16 protein-coding genes are annotated in these 26,591 nt (G+C 34.4%); 14 read left to right on the top strand and 2 right to left on the bottom strand.

Going from position 1 to position 26,591, the window contains the following annotated elements; translation table 11 throughout:
* Window positions 1-369: 369 nt before the first annotated feature.
* Window positions 370-2,271, bottom strand: a complete 1,902-nt coding sequence (gene htpG, locus LNP27_RS15040; protein ID WP_229942464.1) for a molecular chaperone HtpG — start codon at window positions 2,269-2,271, stop codon at window positions 370-372.
* A 180-nt stretch (window positions 2,272-2,451) separates the two neighbouring features.
* Here htpG and LNP27_RS15035 point away from each other — a divergent pair, with 180 nt between their 5' ends.
* From LNP27_RS15035 to LNP27_RS15025, 3 genes are all read left to right on the top strand, one after another.
* Entirely contained in the window at window positions 2,452-2,928 is a 477-nt protein-coding gene (locus LNP27_RS15035) for a lipocalin family protein (protein ID WP_229942463.1), read from the top strand.
* An 18-nt stretch (window positions 2,929-2,946) separates the two neighbouring features.
* Window positions 2,947-3,642, top strand: a complete 696-nt coding sequence (locus LNP27_RS15030) for a YiaD family glycine zipper/OmpA-like lipoprotein (protein ID WP_229942462.1) — start codon at window positions 2,947-2,949, stop codon at window positions 3,640-3,642.
* Window positions 3,643-3,747: 105 nt separating this feature from the next.
* The gene (locus LNP27_RS15025; RefSeq protein WP_229942461.1) at window positions 3,748-4,695 is read left to right on the top strand and encodes an ABC transporter ATP-binding protein; all 948 of its coding nucleotides are present in this window, start codon (window positions 3,748-3,750) and stop codon (window positions 4,693-4,695) included.
* 50 nt (window positions 4,696-4,745) lie between these two features.
* Here LNP27_RS15025 and LNP27_RS15020 read toward each other — a convergent pair whose 3' ends face one another.
* Entirely contained in the window at window positions 4,746-7,157 is a 2,412-nt protein-coding gene (locus tag LNP27_RS15020; RefSeq protein WP_229942460.1) for a S9 family peptidase, read from the bottom strand.
* Between the two features lie 293 nt (window positions 7,158-7,450).
* Here LNP27_RS15020 and LNP27_RS15015 point away from each other — a divergent pair, with 293 nt between their 5' ends.
* The 11 genes from LNP27_RS15015 (at window position 7,451) to LNP27_RS14965 (ending at window position 26,566) form a co-directional block, all read left to right on the top strand.
* Window positions 7,451-8,458, top strand: a complete 1,008-nt coding sequence (locus LNP27_RS15015; RefSeq protein WP_229942459.1) for a 3-oxoacyl-ACP synthase III family protein — start codon at window positions 7,451-7,453, stop codon at window positions 8,456-8,458.
* Window positions 8,459-8,764: 306 nt separating this feature from the next.
* The gene (locus LNP27_RS15010) at window positions 8,765-9,775 is read left to right on the top strand and encodes a LacI family DNA-binding transcriptional regulator (RefSeq protein ID WP_229942458.1); all 1,011 of its coding nucleotides are present in this window, start codon (window positions 8,765-8,767) and stop codon (window positions 9,773-9,775) included.
* Between the two features lie 203 nt (window positions 9,776-9,978).
* Window positions 9,979-13,095, top strand: coding sequence for a SusC/RagA family TonB-linked outer membrane protein (locus tag LNP27_RS15005; protein WP_229942457.1), 3,117 nt, complete (start codon window positions 9,979-9,981; stop codon window positions 13,093-13,095).
* 22 nt (window positions 13,096-13,117) lie between these two features.
* Window positions 13,118-15,022 carry a SusD/RagB family nutrient-binding outer membrane lipoprotein gene (locus LNP27_RS15000; RefSeq protein WP_229942456.1) on the top strand — a complete coding sequence of 635 codons (1,905 nt, stop codon included), beginning with the start codon at window positions 13,118-13,120 and terminating at the stop codon, window positions 15,020-15,022.
* Between the two features lie 345 nt (window positions 15,023-15,367).
* Window positions 15,368-17,365: a beta-mannosidase gene (locus tag LNP27_RS14995; RefSeq protein ID WP_229942455.1), complete on the top strand. Its 1,998-nt coding sequence runs from the start codon at window positions 15,368-15,370 to the stop codon at window positions 17,363-17,365.
* Window positions 17,366-17,485: 120 nt separating this feature from the next.
* On the top strand, window positions 17,486-19,762 hold the full coding sequence (locus LNP27_RS14990; protein ID WP_229942454.1) for a GH92 family glycosyl hydrolase: 2,277 nt from the start codon (window positions 17,486-17,488) through the stop codon (window positions 19,760-19,762).
* A 52-nt stretch (window positions 19,763-19,814) separates the two neighbouring features.
* Window positions 19,815-20,666, top strand: coding sequence for an endonuclease/exonuclease/phosphatase family protein (locus tag LNP27_RS14985; RefSeq protein WP_229942453.1), 852 nt, complete (start codon window positions 19,815-19,817; stop codon window positions 20,664-20,666).
* A gap of 101 nt (window positions 20,667-20,767) precedes the next feature.
* Window positions 20,768-23,053, top strand: a complete 2,286-nt coding sequence (locus LNP27_RS14980) for a GH92 family glycosyl hydrolase (protein ID WP_229942452.1) — start codon at window positions 20,768-20,770, stop codon at window positions 23,051-23,053.
* A gap of 1 nt (window position 23,054) precedes the next feature.
* Entirely contained in the window at window positions 23,055-24,521 is a 1,467-nt protein-coding gene (locus LNP27_RS14975; RefSeq protein ID WP_229942451.1) for a glycoside hydrolase family 125 protein, read from the top strand.
* Between the two features lie 54 nt (window positions 24,522-24,575).
* The gene (locus LNP27_RS14970) at window positions 24,576-25,448 is read left to right on the top strand and encodes a glycoside hydrolase family 16 protein (protein WP_229942450.1); all 873 of its coding nucleotides are present in this window, start codon (window positions 24,576-24,578) and stop codon (window positions 25,446-25,448) included.
* Between the two features lie 35 nt (window positions 25,449-25,483).
* Entirely contained in the window at window positions 25,484-26,566 is a 1,083-nt protein-coding gene (locus tag LNP27_RS14965; RefSeq protein WP_229942449.1) for a sulfatase-like hydrolase/transferase, read from the top strand.
* Window positions 26,567-26,591: the final 25 nt, after the last annotated feature.

The following is a 26,591-nucleotide window of genomic DNA, read 5'->3' as shown; positions in this document are numbered from 1 at the left end:
TTATATATCTGACAAAGTTACATAAAGCCACCCGATAATGGGTAGGTATGTGTGATGATAATCACACAATATTTGTTTCAAATATATTGCTTTTTTTCTTACAAATCATCCGTACATTTTAAATTTTGATGTCAAAATCTAACAAATAGTATTATGAAAATAAAAAGTTCTTTGGAGCCCCGATAGCAGTGAAAATCCTTTTTTTTAGGCTTCCAGCCTTTCAAAGGCTGGAAGCCTAAAAAAAGATTGCAGCGTATAGCGGGACAAAACTTCTTATGAAAAACACTTGTTGTGCTCCCAAAAAAAAAGACCCGCAAGTTTGCACTCGCAGGTCTCAGTTCTTCCTTCTTTAAAAGGGTTAGGGAAGGATTATTTGATTAACTCAAAACTTCTTTTTACGAAAGCGGTTAATGCTTCTCCTTTTAATAGGTTTTGGGATAATTTCGCTAAGTCAAGCGCTTGTTTGACCAAACTTTCCTGTGCGATTTTGTCTTTGTTGTTTAGAATGCTTGTTGCCAATTCAGAGTTAGTGTTGACTACTAAATTGTACATTTCAGGCATATTGCCCATTCCAAATATTCCGCCACCACCAGATTGACTCATTTCTTTCATTCTGCGCATAAATTCTGGTTGCGTGATGATAAATGGCGCAGCATTACTGTCTAGAGCTTCCAGTTGAACTGAATAGGTTTGTTTAGGAACGATCGTTTCCAGAACCGTTTTCAAGTTGGTTTGCTCTTCTTCTGATAATTTAGAAATGGTCGTTTCCTCTTTTTTGATTAAATTATCAATATGATCTGAATCTACACGTACAAAAGTCATGTTGCTGTTATCGCCTTCAATTTTTTGAATTAAATGGGAGATAATTGGAGAATCAAGCAATAATACTTCGTATCCTTTCTCTTTCGCAATTTCGATATATGAGTGTTGTGCTTCTTTGTTTCCAGCGTATAAAACCACTAGTTTTCCGTCTTTATCCGTTTGATTAGCGGCAAGATTTGTTTTTAATTCTTCAAGTGTGTAGAATTTATCGTCAACTGTTGGATACAAAACAAACGCTCCTGCTTTTTCATAGAATTTATCTTCAGAAAGCATTCCGTATTCTAAAACGATTTTAATGTCATTCCATTTTTGTTCGAAATCGGCACGGTTTTCAGTGAATAATGATTTCAATTTATCGGCTACTTTACGAGTAATGTAGTTCGAAATTTTCTTCACCGCAGCATCCGCTTGCAATCCAGAACGAGATACGTTCAATGGAATGTCCGGTGAATCAACAACACCTTTTAGCATCATCAAAAATTCCGGAACAATTCCTTCTACATTATCCGTTACATACACCTGATTTTGGTACAATTGGATTTTGTCTTTCTGAATTTGTAAATCAGAGCCTAGTTTTGGGAAATACAAAATACCAGTTAAGTTGAACGGATAATCAACATTCAAATGAATATGGAATAAAGGTTCTTCAAATTGCATTGGGTACAATTCATGGTAGAAATTCTTGTAATCTTCAGCAGATAATTCCGTTGGTTGTTTGGTCCAAGCTGGATTTGGGTTGTTGATGATATTGTCAACCTCTACTTCTGTAAAAGTTTTATCTTTATCTTCTTCAGCAACTTCTTCGCCCTTTTTTTGTTCAATTTTCTCCGTTTTTGTTCCAAATTTAATCGGAATAGGCATGAACTTATTGTACTTATTCAATAAACCGCTTATTTTAGATTCTTCTAAAAATTCAAGAGAATCTTCGGCAATATGTAATATAATTTCAGTTCCACGAGTCGTTTTGTCAGCTGGTTCTAATGTGAACTCAGGGCTTCCATCACAGGTCCAGTGCGCAGCTGGTTCGTCTTTGAACGATTTAGTGATGATTTCTACTTTTTCGGCAACCATAAAAGCAGAGTAGAATCCAAGACCAAAATGTCCAATAATTCCAGAATCTTTAGCTGAATCTTTGTATTTGTCAAGGAATTCTTCAGCACCAGAAAAAGCTACTTGGTTGATGTATTTTTCTACTTCATCGGCAGTCATTCCTAAACCTTGATCGATGATGTGTAATTTCTTCCCTTCTTTGTCGATTTTTACTTCGATAATTGGGTTGCCATATTCGACTTTGGCTTCGCCAATACTAGTTAAATGCTTTAATTTTAAAGTTGCATCAGTACCATTAGAAATTAATTCACGTAGAAAAATTTCGTGGTCACTGTATAGGAACTTCTTGATTAAGGGAAAGATGTTTTCAACCGAAACATTAATTTTACCTGTTGTCATATTTTGAGTTTTTAAGTTTGTTTTATAGCCTACTATTCTTTCAAATAGAATACCAATTGTAAGGGAAGTGACAAATTGTCGCAAGTGTTAATTTTGATAAAAAATAATATAATTTTGAAACAAATTTATCATAATGCAATGTATCTTTGTGTAAGTATTAATTCATTAAAATTTAGAGAAATGAAAAAAGTAATTTTAGTATGCACGTTAGCAGTTTTTATGTTTGCATGTAAATCAACATCAGCGACTAGTACAAATACAGATAGAAAAGCGCAGGTTGCAATCAAAGGAAACTGGGAAATCAGTTCAGTAACTTATCCAGGTTCACAGTACATCAAAGTAGAGACTTTCCAACTAGCAGATTCAGATTGTTTTGTAGGAAGTACGTGGAAGTTTGTTTCTAACAATAACAAAGGAACAATGGCTTTGACAAAATCTAATTGTGCTGCATTTAGTTCACCAATTACTTGGTTCGTTAATGATAAAGGACAATTTGTACTTAAAATTTTAGATGCTGGAATAAAAGCAAAAAAAGTAAGAGATGGTTACGTTTTGAACTTAGCCAATCAAACAGAATCTTCTTTTCAATTGGTTGATAGAATCGATGTTGGAGGAAAAATGACTGACGTAGTATACCAGTTTCAAAAAGTAAATTAATTATAAAATAATATAAAGATGAAAAAGATTTCGATAGTTGCAATGGCAACAATAATGGTTGTAGGTTCTATGTTTACTAGTTGTGAAGCTGTAAAAAACACTAATAATAAACAAAGAGGAGCAGGAATTGGAGCTGTAGCAGGTGCTGTTCTAGGAGGAGTTCTTGGGAACAATCTTGGTAAAGGTGGTAAAGGAGCAATGGGAGCTGTACTTGGTGGAGTTGTTGGTGGAGTTGCTGGTGGTGTTATTGGTAACAAAATGGATAAACAAGCGAGACAAATTGATGAAGTTCTTCCAGGTGCTGAAGTAGTGCGTGTAGGAGAAGGAATCAAATTAGTTTTGAATGAAAATGCAGTGCGTTTTGATACTAACAAATCATCTTTGACTGCTGCTGCAAAAGCTAATTTAGATAAGTTAGTTCCTGTTTTTGCTGAATATCCAGATACTAATATAACTATTTATGGTTATACCGATAGTACTGGTAAAGCTGATTATAACTTAAAACTGTCTGGAGAAAGAGCTGCTGCAGTTAAGAATTATTTAAACAGTAAAGGTGTTTCTTCTAGTAGATTTCAAGTTACTGGTTTAGGAATTGCTGATCCAATTGCATCAAACGAAACAGTTGAAGGTAGAAGCCAAAACCGTCGTGTTGAATTTGCAATTACTGCAAATGAGAAAATGATTAAAGACGCAGAAGCTGAAAGTAAAAAATAAGCTAAAATTACTTTATAAAACTAGGGCTGTTTCGTCAAGAAGCAGCCTTTTTTTGTGCCAAACTTTAAATTAAACATTGTAAATTTGCACTCTTAAATTAAGACGATGCTCGAGATAAAAAACATATCCTTTACTTACACTGAAACTCCCGTTATTGAAGAAGTTAGTTTTACCATTGGTAAAGGTCAAAACACCGCTATTATTGGTGAAAGTGGTTGTGGAAAAAGTACTTTACTAAAACTCATTTACGGATTATATGATTTGAATAGTGGATCAATTACCTATAATGAAAAGCCTATTTTGGGTCCAAAATACAATCTTGTTCCTGGAGAAGATTACATTAAATATTTAGCACAAGATTTTGATCTAATGCCTTACATAACCGTTGAGGAAAATGTGGGTAAGTTCTTGTCTAATATGTTTCCCGAAGAAAAGAAAATTCGTGTTCAAGAATTATTAGATATGGTCGAAATGACTGCTTTTGCAAAAGTAAAAGCAAAATTCTTGAGTGGTGGTCAACAACAACGAGTTGCACTCGCAAGAGTTTTAGCATTAGAACCTGAAATTCTTTTACTTGACGAACCTTTTAGTCAGATTGATTCTTTTAGAAAGAACTCCTTGCGTCGTAATTTGTTTCGATACTTAAAAGATAAAGGAGTTACTTGTATCATCGCAACACACGATAGTACGGATGCATTGTCTTTTTCTGATGAAACTATTGTTGTTCAAAATGGGAAAGTAGTCGCAAAAGGAGATTCAAAAACATTATACGAAAATCCAACTACTAAATATATCGCTTCTCTTTTTGGGGAAGTAAATGAGTTGCGCTTAACACAACTGATAGATGTTGAACCAGAGGAAGATCAGCTTCTTTTATTGTATCCACATCAATTAAAAGTGGTTGAGAATGGTATGATGCAAGTGGTAGTAAAACAATGCTATTTTAAAGGGAGTCATTATTTAATCAAAGCAGCTTTTGAACGAAGAGCTATTTTTTTTGAACACGATATGGAATTAGCAGTCAATCAAGAAGTTGACTTAATGTTAGCTTAAAAAACAAAACCCCGAAAGTCCTTGACTTTCGGGGTTTTTTATGCTTTGAATTAATTCTTTAAATACTTTTCTAAAAACTGATCTTGTTCCCATAGCAAGTGAAGTATGTTTTCTTTAGCTGCATATCCATGAGATTCTTTAGGGAGAATCACCATTCTTGCCGGAGCACCTAATCCTTTCAACGCTTGGAAATAACGTTCTGTTTGTAGTGTAAATGTTCCAGGATTATTATCAGCTTCTCCGTGAACTAAAAGCATAGGCGTTTTCATTTTCTCAGCATTCATGAACGGAGACATGGTATTATAAACCTCAGGAACTTCCCAATAGTTACGTTGCTCTCTTTGAAAACCAAAAGGAGTTAGCGTTCTGTTATAAGCACCACTACGAGCGATTCCGCAAGCAAATAAGTTAGAATGACTTAATAAGTTTGCAGTCATAAAAGCTCCATAAGAATGACCGCCAACTGCTACTTTTTTTCTATTGATATATCCTAAAGCATCTACTGCATTGATTGCTGCTTCAGCATTATCGACTAATTGTGTGATGAAATTATCATTAGGTTCAGTAGTTCCTTCACCAATGATAGGAAAAGCAGCATCATCTAAAACCACATATCCTTTAGTTACCCAATACACAAAAGAACCATAGCTAGGAAATGTAAATTCATTTGCATTTTGAGTGACTTGTCCTGCTGAATTTTTGTCTTTGTATTCAGCAGGGTATGCCCAAATCAATAATGGCATTTTTTCCTTTTTAGCTTTATCATAACCTACAGGTAAATATAAAGTTCCAGACAATTCAACACCATCTTTACGCTTGTACTTAATAACCTCTTTACTCACGTTTTTGATGCTTTCAAAAGGGTTTTTGAAAGCAGTAATTGGCTTTAGCTTATTTTTTTGTTTAATGTTTCTAATGTAGTAATTTGGATATTCATTTTTAGACTGAATTTGCACTAAAACAGTTCCTTTTTTGAAGTCTTCAATTTCTATTATATCTTCCTTCTTATCTTTGTACGATGAAGTATAAAGTCGTTTTGACTCTAAATTTTTTAAATTATACTCTGTGATAAAAGGGAATTGACCGTTTTTAGTAAAACCATCGCCAATAAGAAATGCATTGTCATTTTCGATCGCTAAAATATTCCTGTTATATTGATTTTTTTTAGTTTCGAAGTTTCCTGGATTGGAATAAGAATCCTGAGAGTTTCTATCAAAAATTAATTTTGGAGCTTGACTAGGATTCGACGGATTGATTATATAGGTTTTAGTGTTACGCGTATCATACCATTCATCAGTAACAATTGCAACAGTTTCGTTCCCCCAAATTATTCGGCTGTAACGCTGTGGTATTTTTACTAATGATGTTGGTGTAGCAGTAAAAGGAGCATTCCACAGAAAAACTTCGTCTCTAAAATCTACTTTATTGGCTGGATCTCCACCATCTAAAGCTTCAGCATATACTAAAGTTGCTGGTTTGTCTGCTCTCCAGCTCATGTTTCTTTTTCCTTTTCTAACGGCCATAAATCCTTTAGGGATAATTTCAGTTAATGGGACATCATTAACTACTTTTACTTCGTTTCCAGCAGTATCATAAACGGTTGATTTCATAGGAAAACGACTCAGTGGAACAATGTATGAAAATGGCTTTTGAATCGTATTTAGCATCAAATAATTTCCATCAGGTGAAAAACTTTCTCCAGCATACATATCTGCTTTTTTGAATAAAGTAGCCGTTCCATTCAATTTTACTTTGTACAACTCAGAGGTCATTATGTTTTCAAAATTGATCTCATCGTTCTTGTTTTTCAACATATCTGGATACGTTCTGTTTTGAGATTTTTCCCCATCAGCATTTGAGATAATCGGACCAGTAGGTAAATCGTTTTTTGCATCTAAAAGTGCTGCTCTATTTTTTGGCAGCATTTTTACTAAGATAGTCTCGTTGTCATTCATCCAGCTAAAAGGATTCCCCAGATTCGCATTTACAGTTGCTTCCGTTAGTTTTGTGGCTTTCGCCGAAGCAACATCAATCACCCATAGTTCCACTCCTGAATTTGTTGTATGAGAGAAAAGAATTTTTTGGTCATTTGGTGACCAAGTTATATTGCTAATTTTAGGGTTTAAGGGCAAGCCGGCAACTTGAAGTTCGTTCTTGTCACTTACTTTTCGGAGTTTAAGATTGTTGACGTAAGTAACGGTGCTGGAAATATTTGTAACAGGATTTATTCGTAAACCTCCTAAACGCAATTCGTCTTGGTTTAAATCGTCAAGAGATTTATAGGTGTTTCTGTAAGATAATAATAGATATTCTTTTTTAGTATCCATAGAAACAGATGGCGCTCTTTCGTAATCGGCCAGTTCTAGAATGGATTTAGATGGTTTTTGATAACTTAAATTCTCTTGAGCAAAGGCGGTTAAGCTCAATCCAAGGAATAGAAAAAATGGAATTTTTAACTTCATAGTTCGAATGATTTTAAATTAGCGTTAGCAATTATTGGTCTAAAATAGTTGAATGATAGTATATTTGGAAATAAAATTACATTTTTAACCTTTGCGCTTCATGTAAAATTCAAGATTCTAATTTAATACTATAGTTTTTGTTGAATTTTATTTGAAACAGCTAGCTGTAAATCAGTTAAAAAATCATAAACTTGTAGTATCAAACGAATTTGCAATTAAATTTAAGTTATTCTAATTTTAAGTCCTGTAAAACAGCTAATTCGTAAATTTTAATTCTAATAAAACACTGAAATATGTACCATTCCAAAATAACAGGACTAGGTTTTTATGTTCCTGAAAATGTAGTTACCAATGACGATTTATCTAAAATCATAGATACTAATGATGAATGGATTCAGGAAAGAACAGGTATCAAAGAGCGAAGACATATCATTAAAGGTGAAGATACAACGACTTCAATGGGTGTAAAAGCTGCTGAAATTGCAATTGAACGTTCAGGAGTAGCTAAAGAAGATATTGATTTTATCGTTTTTGCTACATTAAGTCCTGATTACTATTTTCCAGGACCAGGTGTTTTAGTACAAAGAGATTTAGGTTTGAGAACTATAGGTGCTTTAGATGTTCGAAATCAATGTTCTGGTTTTGTCTATGCTTTGTCGGTTGCGGATCAGTACATCAAAACTGGCATGTATAAAAATGTTTTGGTTATTGGTTCTGAAGTGCATTCAACTGGATTAGATATGACCTCTCGTGGAAGAGGTGTATCTGTAATTTTTGGAGATGGAGCAGGAGCCGCTATTTTAAGCCGAGAAGAGGATTTAACTAAAGGAATTTTATCGACTCATTTGCATTCAGAAGGGCAGCATGCTGAGGAATTAGTATTGAAAGCACCAGGAATGGGTGGTCGTTGGGTATCTGATATTTTGGAAGATAACGATCCAGATGACGAAAGTTATTTCCCTCACATGAACGGTCAATTTGTATTCAAGAATGCAGTAGTTCGTTTTAGTGAAGTGATTAATGAAGGACTAGAAGCTAATAATCTTCAAGTTTCTGATATTGACATGTTGATTCCGCACCAAGCTAATTTGCGAATTTCTCAGTTTATCCAAAACAAATTTAAACTAAATGATGATCAAGTATTTAATAATATTCAGAAATACGGAAATACTACCGCAGCATCAATTCCTATTGCATTGACAGAAGCTTGGGAGCAAGGTAAGATCAAACCTGGTGATACAGTTGTGTTAGCTGCCTTTGGAAGTGGATTTACCTGGGCTAGTGCAATCATTAAATGGTAATGATCGAGAGTTCTTTTTTAAAAAGTAAAACTATTAGATTTTATTAAGTAGAAAAACCCAAAACGAATCGTTTTGGGTTTTTTTGGTTAAAAAAAATTGAAAAAGCATCGGTCGAAAGCTGATTTTTAAGCGAAATAGGAAGTTTTATGTTTTTGAATATTTCTGCGATTGTTCGTTTTTGTTGTGATTTTGCTATTTATTAGTATTTAAAAAAACATATAGTTGAAAAAAATAGTTGCAAAATCGTTTTAGGAAATAATTTTTTGTATATATTTGTGATAGCGCTAAGAAAAAATTAACATTCTAATGAAAAAAATCACCATTAAAGATATTGCAATTGAGGCAAGAGTTTCTATCTCTACCGTTTCTTTTGTGCTTAACGATAAAGGAGAGAAAATGGGAATTAGTGCGGCAGTCATTAAAAAGGTACAAGATATAGTTGAAAAATTAAACTATCGACCTAATATGACAGCAACGAGTCTTAGGACCGGCAAAACAAGATCGATAGGTCTTATCATTGAAAATATATCTAATCAATTTTTTTCAGTCCTTGCCAAAGGAATTGAGGAAGAAGCTGGAAAGTTAGGGTATAGAGTTTTTTATTGTAGTACAGATAATGACGATGACCGAGCTGCAGAGTTGATACAAAGTTTGCTTCAGGCTAATGTAGATGGTTTTATTATCACGCCTACAGAGAATTTAGAGAAAAGTATTGGTCAGCTTTTAAAAATGAAAATACCGGTGGTTTTAATCGACAGGTATTTCCCAGATCAAGAGGTTAGTCATGTAGTTATGAATAATTATGAAGGTGCTTATATTGCAACTGAACTTTTGATTGAAAAAGGACGACGCAATATCGCTGTAATTAATAATAATTCTGGTATGATCCAAATGCAATCAAGAGAAAACGGTTATATCGATGCGATGAAAAAAGCGGGTCTTTATAATGGAGATCTTGTCCTACATATCAATTATCATAGTACGGAAGAAGAAAAAGTAGAAGAGGTAATTCGTTTTTTTGAAAATAATAAAAGTATTGATGGTGTGCTTTTTCTAGCAAATTATATGGGACTAGCGGGACTTCAGGCTTTTCATAGAATGGGAATTAAAATGCCAGAAGATTTATCAATCATTAGTTATGATGATCATTATAGTTTTAGATTGCATTCGCCTGCTATTACAGTGGTAGAGCAGCCTATAAACACGATTGCGGTTAAAGCGGTTGATTTGCTAATGAAGCAAATTACAAATGAAAATGATGCTGTTGTTGAAAAGGTGCTTCAAAAAGGGAAATTAGTAATAAGAGAATCCGTATAGTTTTAAGTTAAAGTATTTTTAATTTTAAAAAAGAAGATTTTCTATTTTTTTGTTGAAACACTAAAACGTTTTAGTAGTTTTTTAAAAGTTAATCAAATTTTTAAAAAGATAGAGATTGCTAAAATGTACACTAAAATTGAGTTCAAATTTTTTATCAATATTTTTTACAAACCAAAAACAAAAACTAAAAAAAACAAATGCTTATGAAACGAATTTTAGCAGTGTTAGGATTGGTGTTGTTTAGCTGCCTTAGTGCAGTTGCGCAAAACAGGTCTATAACGGGCGTAGTCGCAGATGCGGACAACAAGGGAGTTGTTTCCGCTACCATAAAGGTAAAAGGAGTGTCCATTAGTACCATTACAGATTTTAACGGGAAGTTTACCATAAGCGTTCCCGCAGGTAAAACTACTCTGGCAGTATCATCAGTTGGTTTTATTTCTAAATCAGTAGATGTTGCCGCAGGTGAAAGTAATATTACTATCGTTTTAGCAGAAAGTACTCAGGAGCTAGGAGAGGTTGTTGTAACGGCTTTAGGTATCAAAAAGCAGAAAAAATCTTTAGGTTATGCAGTTCAAGAAATTAAAGGTCAAAGTTTAGTTGAAGCTAGAGAACCCAACATTGCTAACGCTTTAAGCGGAAAAGTAGCTGGTTTACAAGTAGTAAAATCAAGTGCTGGTCCAGGTGGTTCGTCTAAATTAGTGTTAAGAGGTTTTAATTCCTTAACAGGTGATAACCAACCTTTAATTGTTGTAGATGGAGTTCCTATGGATAACTTTACAGGAGCATCTAACAATGATTATTGGAACCCAAGTTTTGATATGGGTAATGGTATATCAGACATCAATCCAGAAGATATCGAAAGTCTTTCGGTTTTAAAAGGGCCATCTGCATCAGCGCTTTATGGATCTAGGGCAGGTAATGGTGTGATTTTAATTACTACTAAATCAGGTAAGAAACAGAAAGGTTTAGGAATCACTGTTTCTTCTTCACTTGGTTTTGAAAGTATTTTTACTAAGCCTAAACTGCAAAGTAGTTATGGTCAAGGTAATAATAATCTTTTTGAACCGCTTTCAGGTTTAAGTTGGGGACCTAAAATTGAAGGACAAAATGTAACAAACTGGAATGGTGCTACTGAGCAATTACGTTCTTACGACAACGTGGAAAATTACTTCAATAGTGCTGGAATTACTAAAAACAATAGTATATCTTTTCAGCAAGCAGTCCAAAAAACTTCTATTTATGCCTCTTTGAACCGAATGGAAGACGAGAGCATGATTCCTGGAGCTCGATTAGCTAGAACGAATTTAATGGCTAAAGCGCTAACTAAATTTGGAGATACTGATCGTTGGACTTTAGATACTAAAGTACAATATACTAATGCAAAAGCCAATAATAGAACTTCAAATGGCGCTAACAGTAGTAACCCATTTTCACTATTAAATGTTTTTCCAACATCATTAGATATTACTCAGTTTAAAGATGCGACTGATGCTAATGGGAAAATGCTTTGGTATGGTAGCGGTAGTGCAATTAACCCATATTGGGCTAGCAAATATAAACTTAATCAAGACGTACGAGATCGTTTTATGATGAATGCGTCTTTGAAATATGAAGTTAACAACTGGCTTAACGCTGAAATTAAAGGTGGTGCTGACATGTACACGAATACTACCTATGAAAAAACATACGCTGGAAGCCCTCTAGCTCCTAACACAGGTAGATATGGTACTTCTAAAGGAACTTTTATGGAGACTAATTACCAGGCTTTATTAATAGCTAAAAAAGATGATCTTTTTGGTAAATTTGGAGGTATGGCAACTTTAGGAGGAAACTTGATGGATCGTAAATCATCTTCTTTAATTGTTAGAAATGGTGAACTTCTTGTTCCTGACTACTTCTCTGTAAAGAACTTTTTAGGAAATACTTTTGCTGAAGAGAATATTTATAACAAATCAATTAATTCTGTATTTGGATCGGCTCAAATTAACTATGATGGTTATTTATACCTTGATGCTACTTTTAGAAATGATTGGTCTTCTTCTTTAAGCAAAGCAAATCGTTCTTTCTTTTATCCATCTTTAAGTCTTTCTTATGTATTTACTGATATGCTAAATAGTATGGATGTCAATTTGCCTGACTGGTTTTCTTATGGAAAGTTAAGAGCAAGTTACGCATCAGTAGGTAATGATCTTGAGCCTTATCAATTGTATAATGTTTATTACATAGACAAAGATCCAAATGGTAATTTAACTTCATCAAGAGGGAAAACATTGTTTGATCCAAATGTGAAAAGTGAATTAATTAAATCTACTGAGTTTGGAGCTGAACTTCGTTTTTTCAAAAGCAGACTTGGTCTTGATGTATCTGTTTATAAATCTAACGCAACTAATCAATTGATTAATCTTCCTATGGATCCATTGAGTGGTTATAATTTCAAGAAAATAAATGCTGGTGATATTCAGAATTCTGGAGTTGAGGTAACATTGGATGGAAAAATATTAACTGATGCTAGTTCATTGACTTGGAATACACAATTTAATTTTTCTACTAACAAAAGTAAAATTGTTTCATTATACCAAGATGTATCACAATATCCTTTAGGCGGATTCGACAATGTTTCTGTTTTTGCTGAAGTAGGAAAAGCGTATGGAGAAATTTATGGTTCTCAATTTTTAAGAGTTGCGGATGAAACAAGTCCTTCATTTGGAGAAATTATAGTAGATAATAATGGGTTACCACTTGTTGATTCAAAAATTGTTCGTTTAGGAAATCAACAGGCTAAGGCGATGCTTGGATTTACAAACAGTTTTGCTTACAAGGCAGTTTCATTATCTTTTCAAATTGATGCAAGAATTGGAGGAGAAATATTTTCAGGAACTTTGGCAGGAATGCAGTTAGCAGGAACTTCATCTGAAACTGTTGTGAATGGATCAAGAGCTGATATGATAGCTAATGGTGTTGTAATGAGCGGTAACAGTTATGTTCAAAACACAAAGGCAGTTAGTCCTCAATTGTATTGGAATAGAGTAGCAGGAAGTGGTAATCTTGGAGTTACTGAAGCTAATATTTATGATGCTTCTAATGTTCGTTTAAGAAATGTGCAGCTTAACTACAATTTCCCATCACAAATATTAAGTAAAATTGCAGTTCAGAAGGCTCAAATTGGATTTTCTTGTAATAATGTTTGGATGATTAAAAGTCACATGAATGGGCTTGATCCAGAATCTGTTTACGCAACGGGTACTAATGCAGTAGGTTTTGAAAATGGTGGAGCACCAACAACTCGTACTTTCTTGATGAATCTTACAGTGAGTTTTTAATAAAATTAAAAAAAAATATAACATGAAAAATATATTTAAAAAATCTGGTCTGGCGTTGACAGCGGTTGCAATGCTGGCCTCTTGTTCAGATTTCGAAGAAATCAATAAAGACCCTAATGCTGCAAGTGCTGATCAAGTACAAATTGAGTATTTCATTAATAAATCAATCATTGGAGCACAACAAGATCCAAATATTGCTGAAAGGTCTTTTGTTTTGTATTGGAAAACGACAGGACATCAAATGTTAAGAACTGGTATTTCTGGCGGAACTGCTGATGATGGTTGGTCAAGCGAATATTATAATTATAGTTCAAACTGGTTGAATGCGGCTAATACTGCTATTGAAGTTGCTCAAGAGAAACAAGCTAAAGGGGATGTGAAAGTATACTCGCAAAACCTAATTCAAATAGCTCGTATCTGGAGAGTTTATTTGATGAGTGAACTATCGGATAATTTCGGACCAATTGCTATTGAAGCATTTCAAGGGACTAATCCTCAGTTTAATACTGTAAAAGACGTTTATTATTTTTTGTTAGCAGAGTTAAAAGATGCTTCTACTAAATTAGATGTTGCAGTAGTTAATCCAAGTGGATTAAGTGCTGGAGATCCAGCTTACGGATATGATTACAGTAAATGGAAAAAATATGCTAATTCAATGCGTTTGCGTTTAGCGATGCGTTTATCTGAAGTTGATCCAGCTAAAGCTAAAGCAGAGTTTGAAGATGCAGCAGCAGGAGTTCTGTTAAAAGAAGTTGATGATACATTTAAAGTTCAAGAAAGACCAGGTTGGGACGATTTGTCAGGAGTAATGAGTCGTGAATGGAATGAACAAATCATGTCAGCAACATTAAATAATCTTTATATTGGATTGGGAGGAATAAATTCTACAGATCAATTGGCAAGTTCTTTTCATGCAAGTGTAAAACCTGCAAATTACATTGGATTAAAATTTGCTAATCATTTTTCAATGAAAACTAATGAGCCTGGTGCAGGTTATTGGTTAGATGGTTTACCTAATAAAATTGATCCTCGTGCTTATAAAACATTTAATATTCCTGGTGATTTTACTAGCCCAGTTTTTTCAGGATATCCTTCTTGGGATAATAGTTCAAAAACAACATCAAGAGATTTACTAGATGGTACAGGAGCTGTAGTAAAAACAATTGATGCTAAAAATACTTGGAATGCTTTTGCAGCTGGAGATTGGGGAACATTAGGGAGTACTAATCAAGTGCGTAGCTTTAATGGAACGATGCCTCGTATGTCTCAGCAGTTTAGAGGAAGTACTAGTCAACGTATCTTTTTTGCACCATGGGAAACTTACTTTTTACTAGCTGAAGCTGCTGTAAAAGGCTGGGCAGTTCCTATGACTGGTAAAGATGCTTATGAAGAAGGAATCAAATCTAACTTTGCATACTGGGGAGTTTCATCTCATCTAGGTGCTTATCTTGCTTCGTCAGATTATAATAGAACTGGTACTTCTGTAAGTTGGACCCACACTACTGAACCACCTGCAAGTCATACAATGGACTATAAAGATGGTTATACAAATGCAGCTGGTGTGGCAACAATTTTGTACCCAAACAATACTATTTATAAAAATGGTACGGTAAAAAACGATTTGTTGACAAAAATTATTACGCAAAAATTCATATCGCAAATGCCATGGTTACCTTTAGAAGCATGGAGTGATCACAGAAGGTTAGGATTGCCTTTCTTTGAAAATCCAGCAGTCGAAGTTCCTTTGCCTAATATGCCTGTTTTGACTAGTGGAAATTTCATGAGCAATCAAGTTAAATTTTTCCCACAACGTTTGAAATATCCTTCTGGATTGAGAAATTCAAATGCTGCAGGATATGCGCAAGCAGTAGGATTCTTAGGCGGTGCTGATGATGTTTTCACCCCATTATGGTGGGCTAAAAAATAAATATTTGGTTTTTATTTAGAGTTAGTTTGAAATAAGTCGGGTAGTTTCTACCCGGCTTATTTTTCATAATAAAAGTTGTAGTATAACTAACAGTACTATTGAGATTTAATTATAATAAAGAGCAATGATGTTTTAATTCTCTTCTTTTTGCATAAAAACTAGATAATGGCTTCTGCAAAAACAATAGAATTTTAAACGCTAATCTAAAAAACAATAATTAACGTTATAATAAATACTGTTCAATTGATTCTTCACTTTTATACTTTAATACGTTTATCTAAAGTAAATTTGGAAAAAAAAATCTACTAATTGTAGATATTGCATAATTTTAAAAATGCGACAATAATGAAAAACATAAAAGGATTTTACTGGTTTTTGTTCATTTGCTTAACCCATTTTTCGTTGGGAGTTAATGCTCAAAACAATACAGTTGTTATAAAAAAAGGTTGGCAATTTCGTCAGCAGGGAACTGCCAAATGGAATGGAGCCACTGTTCCTGGGGAGGTTCACACGGATTTGTTGAATAACAAAATGATTCCAGATCCTTATTTCCGTGACAACGAGAAAAAAGTGCAATGGGTGGAAAAAGAGAATTGGGAATATAAAACTTCTTTTTCGGTAACGCCGGCAACCTTAAAAAATAAGCATGCAGAATTAGTTTTTGACGGACTAGACACTTATGCAACTGTTTATCTAAATGGAAAATTAGTTTTGAAAGCAGACAATATGTTTCGTCAATGGAGAACTGATGTAAAATCTATTTTGCGTTCTGGAGACAATCAATTGCAAATTGTATTTCAATCGGCGCAAAATGTAGTTGATTCATTAGCTAAGAAAGATCTGCCATATGTACTTCCGGACAATCCTCGTTTGTATGTGCGTAAAGCACCATACCATTTTGGTTGGGATTGGGGACCAAAATTAACTACTTGTGGTGTTTGGAAAGAAGTTCGATTGGAAGCTTATAATGTGAAACCAAAGGAGAAAGAATTTATTCCTACTCGTAAAATTGAATTGGTACAGCAACCTGATAGCCTCGGAAAATCATTTTATTTTAAAATTGATGGAAAGCCGGTTTATATGAAAGGCGCCAATTATATTCCATCGGATGCTTTGCTTTCGAGAGTGACTAAAAAAGAATATGAGAAAGTAGTTTTATCAGCCAAAGATGCTAATATGAACATGCTTCGCGTTTGGGGTGGCGGTATTTATGAAGATGATTATTTTTATGATTTATGCGATAAATATGGTATTAATGTTTGGCAGGATTTTATGTTTGCGGGAGCAATGGTTCCCGGTGACGACGCTTTTTTTGACAATGTTAAAGAAGAAGTGAAATACCAAGTAAAGCGTTTGCGCCATCATAAGAGTATTGTTTTATGGTGCGGAAATAATGAAATCGATGAAGCCTTCAACAACTGGGGTTGGCAAAAATCGATGAAAATGTCCAAACAAGATTCTACTCGCATGTGGAAAGATTATGTGCGTTTGTTTCAGGATAGTATTCCTAAATGGGTAAAGGAAGTTGATCCAACAAGACCTTATATTAGTAGTTCACCATTATTTGGTTGGGGAAGAGAGAAAAGTTATACGGAAGGTGATAGCCACTATTGGGGAACTTGGTGGGGATTAGCTGATATTGAAGATAATAAAAATAGAACAGGTCGTTTTGTGAGTGAATACGGAATGCAAGCAATGCCAAATTATTCGACCATTAAAAAGTTTACCAATCCAGAAGACCGCCATTTATTTTCAGATGTGTTAAAAGCGCATCAAAAAGCAGGGAATGGTTTTATGAAACTGAACTCCTATTTGAATCGCTATTTTATTGACTCCACTAAAGTGGAAAAAATGAATGTGAAAGATTATACTTATTTGACGCAGTGTTTGCAATATTATTCGCTTAAAAATATCATTGGAATTCACCGTTCCAAAGCGCCTTTTAATATGGGAACTTTAGTTTGGCAGCTTAACGATTGTTGGCCTGCAACGAGTTGGAGTGTCACTGATTATTACAATCGCCAACCAAAAGCTGCTTGGTACGCTATGAGAGAAGCCTATCGAGATGATATTGTTCCAGAAATTGACTTAACCCGACCAATCGATTTACCATTGGAAAATCCGAATATTACTTGGAAAATTAAAGGAAATGAAATTACTTTAAAAGCTACCAAAGCAGCTAAATATGTTTATATAGAAATTGAGGGTTATACTGGAAAACTAACTGATAATTATATGGATTTAGAGGCTGGAAAAGAAATAAAAATTTCGTTTGAAGGTAAAATAAATAAGCCAATTATTAGTGTGATGTCATTATATGACGTTCTCAATAGATACAAATAAATGAATAAACGATTGATCCATTAAGAAAATTAGGGTTTAATTTCGATTACTCTTTTTAATGGTTTCATTTTTTTAGTAGTTTAAAAATGCTAACAGTTATTAATATTAAAATAAAGAATAATGTTTGTACAATATAGAAAAATAGCTTTCTTCGGTCTTACCGCAATTAGCGTATTGTTTACCCAAAATACTTTTGGGCAAACGAAAGTAAAAAAACAGACTATAACAGATTTTACCCAATATGTAGATCCTTTTATTGGTTCTGCAGGGCACGGGCATGTATTTGTAGGTGCCAATGTTCCTTTTGGAGCGGTACAACTTGGACCTGTAAATGTATTTGAAGGTTGGGATTGGTGCAGTGGCTACAATTATGCCAGCAACACTATTTTAGGTTTTACGCATTCGCATTTGAGCGGAACAGGAATTGGTGATTTGAGTGATATTTTAATTCTACCCGTTACTGGAAAAGTGCCGCTAACCAAAGGAACTAAAACCGATATGGAGCGCGGTTATGGCTCTTATTTTTCCCATAAAAATGAAGTTAGCAAGGCCGGTTATTACAGCGTTTTACTAGATAAATATAAAATAAAAGCGGAACTAACTGCAACAGAAAGAGTTGGTTTTCATAAGTATTCATTTAACAGTGCTGATGATTCTCATATATTATTGGACCTAGCTGATGGACTTGGTTGGGATAAACCAATAAAAACATTCATCAAAAAAACAGGGAAAAATAGTTTACTAGGATATCGACTTTCTAAAGGATGGGCCGATGATCAAAGAGTGTTTTTTGCAATAGAATTCTCAGAGCCTATAACTAATATGGCTTTGTATGACAGTATTTCTAGCATAAAAGGCAATGAAGGTGAGGCAGTTCGAATGAAAGCGGTACTTGATTTTAATTTGAAAAAAGGAAAAACAATATTGGTTAAAGTCGGAGTTTCTCCAGTGAGTTATGAAAACGCTTTGGCAAACATAAAAGCTGAAATTCCGCATTGGGATTTTGCTAAAACGACGCAACAAGCCAAAACAAAATGGAATACAGAATTAAATAAAATTCAGATTAAAGCAGACGAAGACAGCAAGAAGATTTTTTATACTGCTTTGTACCATACCATGTTTGCACCTTCTATTTTTAATGATGTTAATGGCGATTATAGAGGAACAGATAAAAAAGTCTATAAAAATGCCGGTTTTACAAATTACACTACTTTTTCACTTTGGGATACGTATCGCGCTTTGCATCCTTTATACACGATCACTCATCCAGATAAAATCAATGATATTGTAAAGTCTTTTCTGGCAATATACCAGCAACAAGGGAGATTACCGGTTTGGCATTTGATGGGCAACGAAACGAATACAATGAACGGAAACCATTCCATAGCCGTAATTGTAGATGCTTACATGAAAGGTTTTAGAGGGTATGATGTTGATCTTGCTTACGAAGCCATCAAAAAAACATCGATGCAAACTCGCGCCGGAATGAATTATGTTCAAAAACTAGAATACATTCCTGCTGATGTGGAACTGGAAAGTGTAGGAAACGCTTTAGAATATGCTATTGATGATTGGTGTGTGGCGCAAATGGCAAAAGCGCTCAACAAGCAAGATGATTATGAGTATTTCTCTAAAAGAGCCAAATTATATACGCTGTACTTTGACACTAAAACCGAGTTTATGCGAGGGAAGTTGAAAAACGGACAATGGCGTGAGCCTTTCAATCCGCTTTCTTCTTCGCATCGTGAGGATGACTATGTAGAAGGGAATGCATGGCAATACACTTGGCTAGTGCCACAAGATCCGTATGGTTTGATTAAATTATTTGGTAGCGAAGAAAAATTTGTCAAAAAACTCGATACTTTATTCACTTTAGAAGAAGGTGTTGTGGGAGATAATGCTTCGCCTGATATTAGTGGTTTTATTGGACAATATGCACAAGGAAATGAACCAAATCATCATATTCCTTATTTATATGCTTATGTGGGTCAGCCTTGGAAAACAGCCAAATTAGTTCACGAAATTGCCGATAAATTTTACACCTCAAAACCCGATGGTCTTTGCGGAAACGAAGATTTAGGTCAAATGTCAGCTTGGTATATTCTTTCTTCTATGGGATTTTATTCGGTTAATCCAGCTAATGGGATTTATGTTTTGGGGAGTCCATTGGTTGAAAGTGCCGTTATAACTCATAAAAATGCATTGTCTTTTAAAATGACAGCTTTAGAGTATAGTAAAGCAAATATATACATTCAAAAAGTGGAATACAATGGTAAACCCTATACAAAATCATACATCACACACGAAATGATTGCAAATGGTGGTGAACTGAAATTGTATATGGGAAGCAAACCTTCTGCTTCTTTTGGAGTTAAAAAGGAAGACAGACCCTTGTAGTTATTCTTAATTAAAAATTAGAAGTATGAATTTTGCAAAGAGTATACCTTGTATGAAAAACATATTTTTTTTAGTGTTATTTTTTGCGCTTTCATCTAATACAATGGATAAAGTAAAACTCGATTTGAAGTTGATGACTTTTAATGTTCGGTACGATAATCCAGATGATAATTTGAATAATTGGAAGTATCGAAAGGAAGCTGTAACAAAATTGATTCGTGCTGAAAATATTGACATTCTTGGTGCGCAAGAAGTTCTGGTAAACCAATTAAAAGATATTACTGAAAAATTACCAGAATACAATTTCATTGGTGTAGGTCGAGAAGATGGAAAAGCAAAAGGGGAATTCAGCCCAATATTTTATAAGAAAAATAAATTCACAGTTATGAAATCGGGTTATTTTTGGTTGAGTGGAACACCAGAAGTGCCATCAAAAGGTTGGGATGCTGCTTGTGAACGTATTGCAACATGGGCACAATTAAAAGAAAATGCCTCTGGGAAAATAATTTTTGTTTTGAATACTCATTTAGATCATGAGGGAACTATGGCAAGGCAAAAAAGTGTGGAGTTATTAAGGAAAAATACAGCAATGTTAAGTGAGGGTTTCCCCCAAATTATTATGGGCGATTTTAATGCGGATCCAGAATCAACTGTAATAAAACAAATGCTCATGCGTAGTAATTCAAATGAACTTTTTTATTCAAAAGCAGTGGCAAAGAAAGTTTATGGTGCAAAGTGGACGTTTAATGGATTTGGATCAGTTGCTCTTAAAGACAGACCAATCATTGATTATATTTTTATCAATAAAGCGGTAAGAGTTAAAGAACACATTATTGCTCCGGAAACTGCTAATGGCAAATTCTTATCAGATCATTCCGCAGTATTTATCAAAGTTTCGATCTAGTATTTAAAATATAGCGTAAGGCTTTAACCTTGGGGACAACATATAATTTAAAATAGAACCGATGGTTTCAAACTTGGTTATAAATCATTAATATTTAAAACATGGCAAAAAAGTATTTAATTTTATTAGCACTTTTATTTTTGTTTATTGAATCAAAAGCACAAGCTAAAGATCCAGTAGATTATGTAAACCCTTTGATGGGAACACAATCGGTGCACAGTCTTTCTAATGGGAATACCTATCCAGCAATTGCTAGACCTTGGGGAATGAACTTTTGGACACCACAAACAGGGAAAATGGGAGATGGATGGATTTATACGTATACAGCTGAAAAAATACGTGGTTTCAAACAAACGCACCAACCATCGCCATGGATGAATGATTACGGTCAGTTTTCGATTATGTCAGTAACAGGAAAATTGGTTTTTACCGAAGATGAAAGAGCGAGTTGGTTCAGCCATAAATCAGAAATAGTAAAGCCTCATTATTACAGTGTATATCTTGCTGACTATGATGTAACAGCGGAATTGACTACAACTGAAAGAGCGGCGCATTTTCAATTTACTTTTCCTGAAAATGATAAATCTTTTGTTGTAATTGATGCTTTTGACAAAGGTTCTTATATTAAAATCATTCCTTCAGAAAATAAAATTATTGGTTACACCACTAAAAACAGCGGTGGTGTTCCAACAAATTTTAAAAATTATTTTGTGATGGTTTTCGATAGGCCATTTGCAACTAATTATACTTGGCGTGATGCTATTTTAGAACAAGATAAACTAGAACTAAAAGATGATCATGTTGGAGCCGTAATAGGTTTTAAAACTAAAAAAGGAGAGAAAATCAATGTAAGAGTCGCTTCTTCGTTCATCAGTTTTGAACAGGCCGAATTGAATTTAGTAAGTGAATTAAAAAAGAATTCTTTCGAGCAGACAGTAGCCGAATCTAAAAAAGAATGGAATAAAGTTTTAGGAAAAATAGCGGTTGAAGGCGGAAGTGATGAGCAACTGAAAACATTTTATTCCTGTTTGTATCGTACTACTTGCTTTCCGCAAAAGCAATACGAGATTAATTCTAAAGGGAAAATTGTGCATTACAGTCCTTATAATGGTAAAGTTTTACCTGGTTATATGTATGCAGGAACTGGTTTTTGGGATACATTTCGAGCCTTATATCCTTTGTTGAATCTAGTGTATCCTTCGATAAATAAAGAAATGCAGGAGGGATTAATTAACGATTATAAAGAAGGTGGTTTCTTACCGGAATGGTCGAGCCCGGGTTTCAGAAACGTAATGGTAGGAAATAATTCGGCTTCAGTAGTTTCAGATGCTTATATAAAAGGATTGCGTGGTTATGATATAAATACATTGTACAAAGCATTGTTAAATGGTGCTAACAATGAAGGACCTATGGATGCAGTAGGGAGAAAAGGCGTTAAGTATTACAATACTTTGGGCTATGTTCCTTATGATGTAAAAATTAATGAGAATGCAGCAAGAACATTGGAATATGCCTATGATGATTTTGCAATTTGGAAATTAGCTAAGGAATTGAAGCGTCCGAAAAAAGAAATCAATTTGTTCGAAAAACGAATGATGAATTATAAAAATTTGTTCAATTCTGCAGTTGGATTAATGAGCGGAAGAAATAAAGATGGTAGTTTTCCTGCTAGTTTTAATCCATTCAAATGGGGAGATGCTTTTACTGAAGGGAATAGTTGGCATTATAGCTGGAGTGTTTTTCATGATATTCAAGGGTTGATTGATCTAATGGGTGGTGAGAAACAATTCACTGATAGATTAGACTCGGTATTTACGATGCCTCCTATTTTTGACGAAAGTTATTATGGATCTGTAATTCATGAAATTCGCGAAATGCAAATTATGAATATGGGACAATATGCTCACGGAAATCAGCCTATTCAGCATATGATTTATTTGTATAATTATGCAGGCCAACCATGGAAAACACAATATTGGAGTAGAGAAGTAATGAACCGTTTATATAAACCGGAACCTGATGGGTATTGTGGTGATGAGGATAACGGACAAACTTCAGCTTGGTATGTTTTCTCGGCGATGGGTTTTTATCCTGTTTGTCCCGCTTCTGACGAATATGTTTTGGGAGCACCTCTATTCAAGAAAATAACAATGAATTTAGAAAACGAAAAACAACTCATCATTAAAGCAGATGATAATTCAGAGACTAATAAATATGTTGACGAGTTAAAATGGAACAATTCTACTTATACAAAAAACTATCTAAATCATTTTGATTTGCTCAAAGGAGCTACTTTAGATTTTGAAATGATCCCTACACCTAACCAACAAAGAGGAACTTCGGCAACGAGTTTTCCTTATTCATATTCAGCACAAAAAAATAAATAATATGCAATCACGTAGAAAATTCATCAAAAACACAGGAATTTTATCAGCCGGTTTATTGGCAATTCAATCGCAAGTTTTTGCTTCGCAGGGAACTGCTTTCAATTTTGCAATGAAAGATTTTGTTAGTAACAGACCGCCATTGGCACAAAGAAAATTCACTAGTAAAGCAATCGAAGCGGCTATCATCCGAATCAAAAAACAAATTGCTAATCCTGAATTGGCTTGGTTATTCGAAAACTGCTTCCCTAATACTTTAGATACCACAGTTGATTTTGAAATTATTGACGGGAAACCGGATACTTATGTAATTACTGGGGATATTGATGCAATGTGGTTGCGTGATAGTACGGCTCAAATTTGGCCTTATTTACCTTTTATCAAAGAAGATTCAAAACTTCGCGAATTGATAAAAGGAGTAATCAACCGCCAAACAAAATGTATTATTTTAGACCCTTATGCGAATGCTTTTTACAAGGATTTTAATGAAATAAGCGAATGGAAAAATGACATGACCAAGATGCAACCGGGAATTCATGAGCGTAAATGGGAGATTGACAGTCTTTGTTATCCTATCCGATTGGCACATGAGTACTGGAAAAATACAGGCGATATCAGTATGTTTGATGCTGATTGGAAAATAGCAATGGGACTAGTGTTGCAAACATTCAAAGAGCAACAACGTTGGGATAATAAAGGTCCTTATACGTTTCAAAGAACTACCGCTTGGGCTACAGACGGCGTTCCGTTAAGTGGATATGGATACCCTGTAAAACCCTGCGGATTGATTGTTTCTACGTTTAGACCAAGTGATGATAGTACTTTATTTGGCTTTTTGATTCCAAGCAATATGTTTGCTATTGAAGTACTAGGTTATTTAGAAGAGATGTTTTCTTCACCAAAATTGAAGGACGAAGAAATGGTTAGAAAATCCAAAGAATTAAGACTTCAAGTAGAAAAAGGGTTGCAAGAGCAAGGAATTATTCAGCATCCAAAGTTTGGAAAAATAATTGCCTTTGAGGTTAATGGTTACGGAAGTTTCCACATGATGGACGATGCAAATGTTCCTTCTATATTGTCATTGCCATATTTAGGTGCGATTGCTCCTGATGATGAATTGTATCTCAATACAAGAAAGTTAGTGCTTTCAGAGGATAATCCATTCTTTTATAAAGGAAAAGCCGGTGAGGGTGTTGGAGGGCCACACACAGGAACGGATACGATTTGGCCAATGAGTATTATTCTAAGAGCCATCACTAGCGTGGATGAGGAGGAGATAAAAAAATGTATTAGTATGTTGATAAAAACCCACGCTAATACCGGTTTTATGCATGAATCTTTCCATAAAGATGATGCGATGCAGTTTACACGTAAATGGTTTGCTTGGGCAAATACTTTGTTTGGAGAATTGATTGTAAATACAAGTATCAATCATCCAAGAATATTAAGTAACAAGGATTTTAATTTTTAAAGTTGGATGATTATTGAAGTTTAAAAAGCAAGTTAAAAATAACCCCCAAATCACATGAACCTAAAAAATAAATATTTAAAAAATAAGAAAACAACGCTAATTAGCAGATTGTTTCTTGTGCTGATATTAATTGCTGGCACTTCCTCAAACGCTCAGAAAAAGGATAAATGGAAATTAGTTTGGAAGGAAGAGTTTAATTATACCGGACTTCCAAATCCTAAAAAGTGGAGCTATGAAGTAGGACACATTAGGAATAATGAACAACAATATTATACCAATGCCAGAAAAGAGAATGTGTGGGTAAGCAAAGGAGTTTTAGCTATTACAGGTAGAAAGGAAAGTTTTCCAAACGAATTTTATTCTAAAGAAAATCCAACTTGGAAAACACAAGATTCTACTGCACAATACACTTCGGCGAGTATTAATACACTGGGGAAAGTAGGTTGGAAATATGGAAGGATCGAGGTCAAAGCTAAGCTTCCTCATGGTGGTGGAATATGGCCTGCAATCTGGATGATGGGAACAAATCGATCAGAAGTGGGTTGGCCCAAATGCGGTGAGATTGATATTATGGAATTTATTGGTAATCAGCCAAAAGATATTTATGGAACTATGCATTTTCCAGATCCCAATGCTGAAGGAAATAAATCGAATGGAAATAAGATTACTTCAGAAAATTTAAAAAATGATTTTCATTTGTATGCGATAGAATGGAATGAGAAAACGATTGATGTTTATTTCAACAACAATAAATACCATAGTTTTTCTATTGATTCGGCTGGAGTAGGAGATGACAATCCGTTTCGAAAACCGTTTTATTTGTTGCTGAATTTAGCAATGGGCGCCAACTGGCCTGGACCAATCGATGATAGCGTTTTGCCACAACAGTTTCTAGTAGACTACGTGAGAGTTTACGAGAAAAAATAAAATAACGTATCAGGAACTTAAAAAAAAATAAAGAAATGAAAAAAATCTTACTATTGTTACTATGTTTTATTGGAAATATCATAAATGCTCAACAGGTAGAGAATATTATTGTTATTACTACGGACGGACTCAGATGGCAAGAGTTATTTCAAGGAATGGATCCTGAAATAGCAAATAATAAAAAATATAATGAGGGCGATAGTACTTATATTTTTAAAAAATATTGGAGTGACAATATTCAGGAACGTCGAGAAAAATTAATGCCTTTTATGTGGTCCGTTTTTGCTTCAAAGGGGCAATTATACGGAAATAGAAAGCTGGGTAATTTGGTTACTACCGCTAATCCACATTGGTTTAGCTATCCTGGATATAGTGAGATTATGACTGGTTATCCTGACCCCGCTATTAATTCTAATAGTTATGAACCCAATCCGCATGTTACTGTTTTGGAGTTTTTAAATCAACAACCAAAGCTGAAAGGCAAAATAGCCGCTTTTGGAGCCTGGGAAGCATTTGGTAGAATTCTCAACGAAAAAAGAAGTGGAATTCCAGTTATTTCGGCCTTTGATCCAATTGGTGGAAAAAATCCTTCAGCAAGTCAAAAATTGATTAATGATATGCTTGCTGATTCTTATAAACCATGGCATGGTGCGGAGTGTTTCGATATTTTTACACATTACGGTGCATTAGAAGAACTAAAAATTAATAAACCAAAAGTATTATACATAGCATACGGAGAAACTGATGAGTGGGCGCATGCTGGGAAGTATCGTTCGTATTTAGACGCGGCGCATCAGGTGGACGCTTGGATAAAGCAAATCTGGGAGTATGTGCAAAATGATCCTCAGTATAGAAACAAAACAGCATTAATTTTCACCACAGATCATGGTCGTGGTGATGTAATTAAAGGGCAATGGACAAGTCATGATAGTTCGATCAAGGGCGCTTCAGAAATTTGGTTTGCAGCAATGGGACCAAATATTAAGTCTAAAGGCGAAATCAAAACAGAGGGACAAATCTATCAAAAACAGTTCGCTCAAACTATAGCTAAATTATTGGGCTATACTTATAAAGCGGATCATCCAATTGCTAATGAAATCACGGAGGTTTTAAAATAATATTTTATAATAATTAGGTATAATC

The organism is Flavobacterium galactosidilyticum (assembly GCF_020911945.1).
Taxonomy (GTDB): Bacteria; Bacteroidota; Bacteroidia; order Flavobacteriales; family Flavobacteriaceae; genus Flavobacterium; species Flavobacterium galactosidilyticum.
Note: the sequence above shows the minus strand (reverse complement) of the source record. Positions and strands in the feature narration are given on the sequence as shown.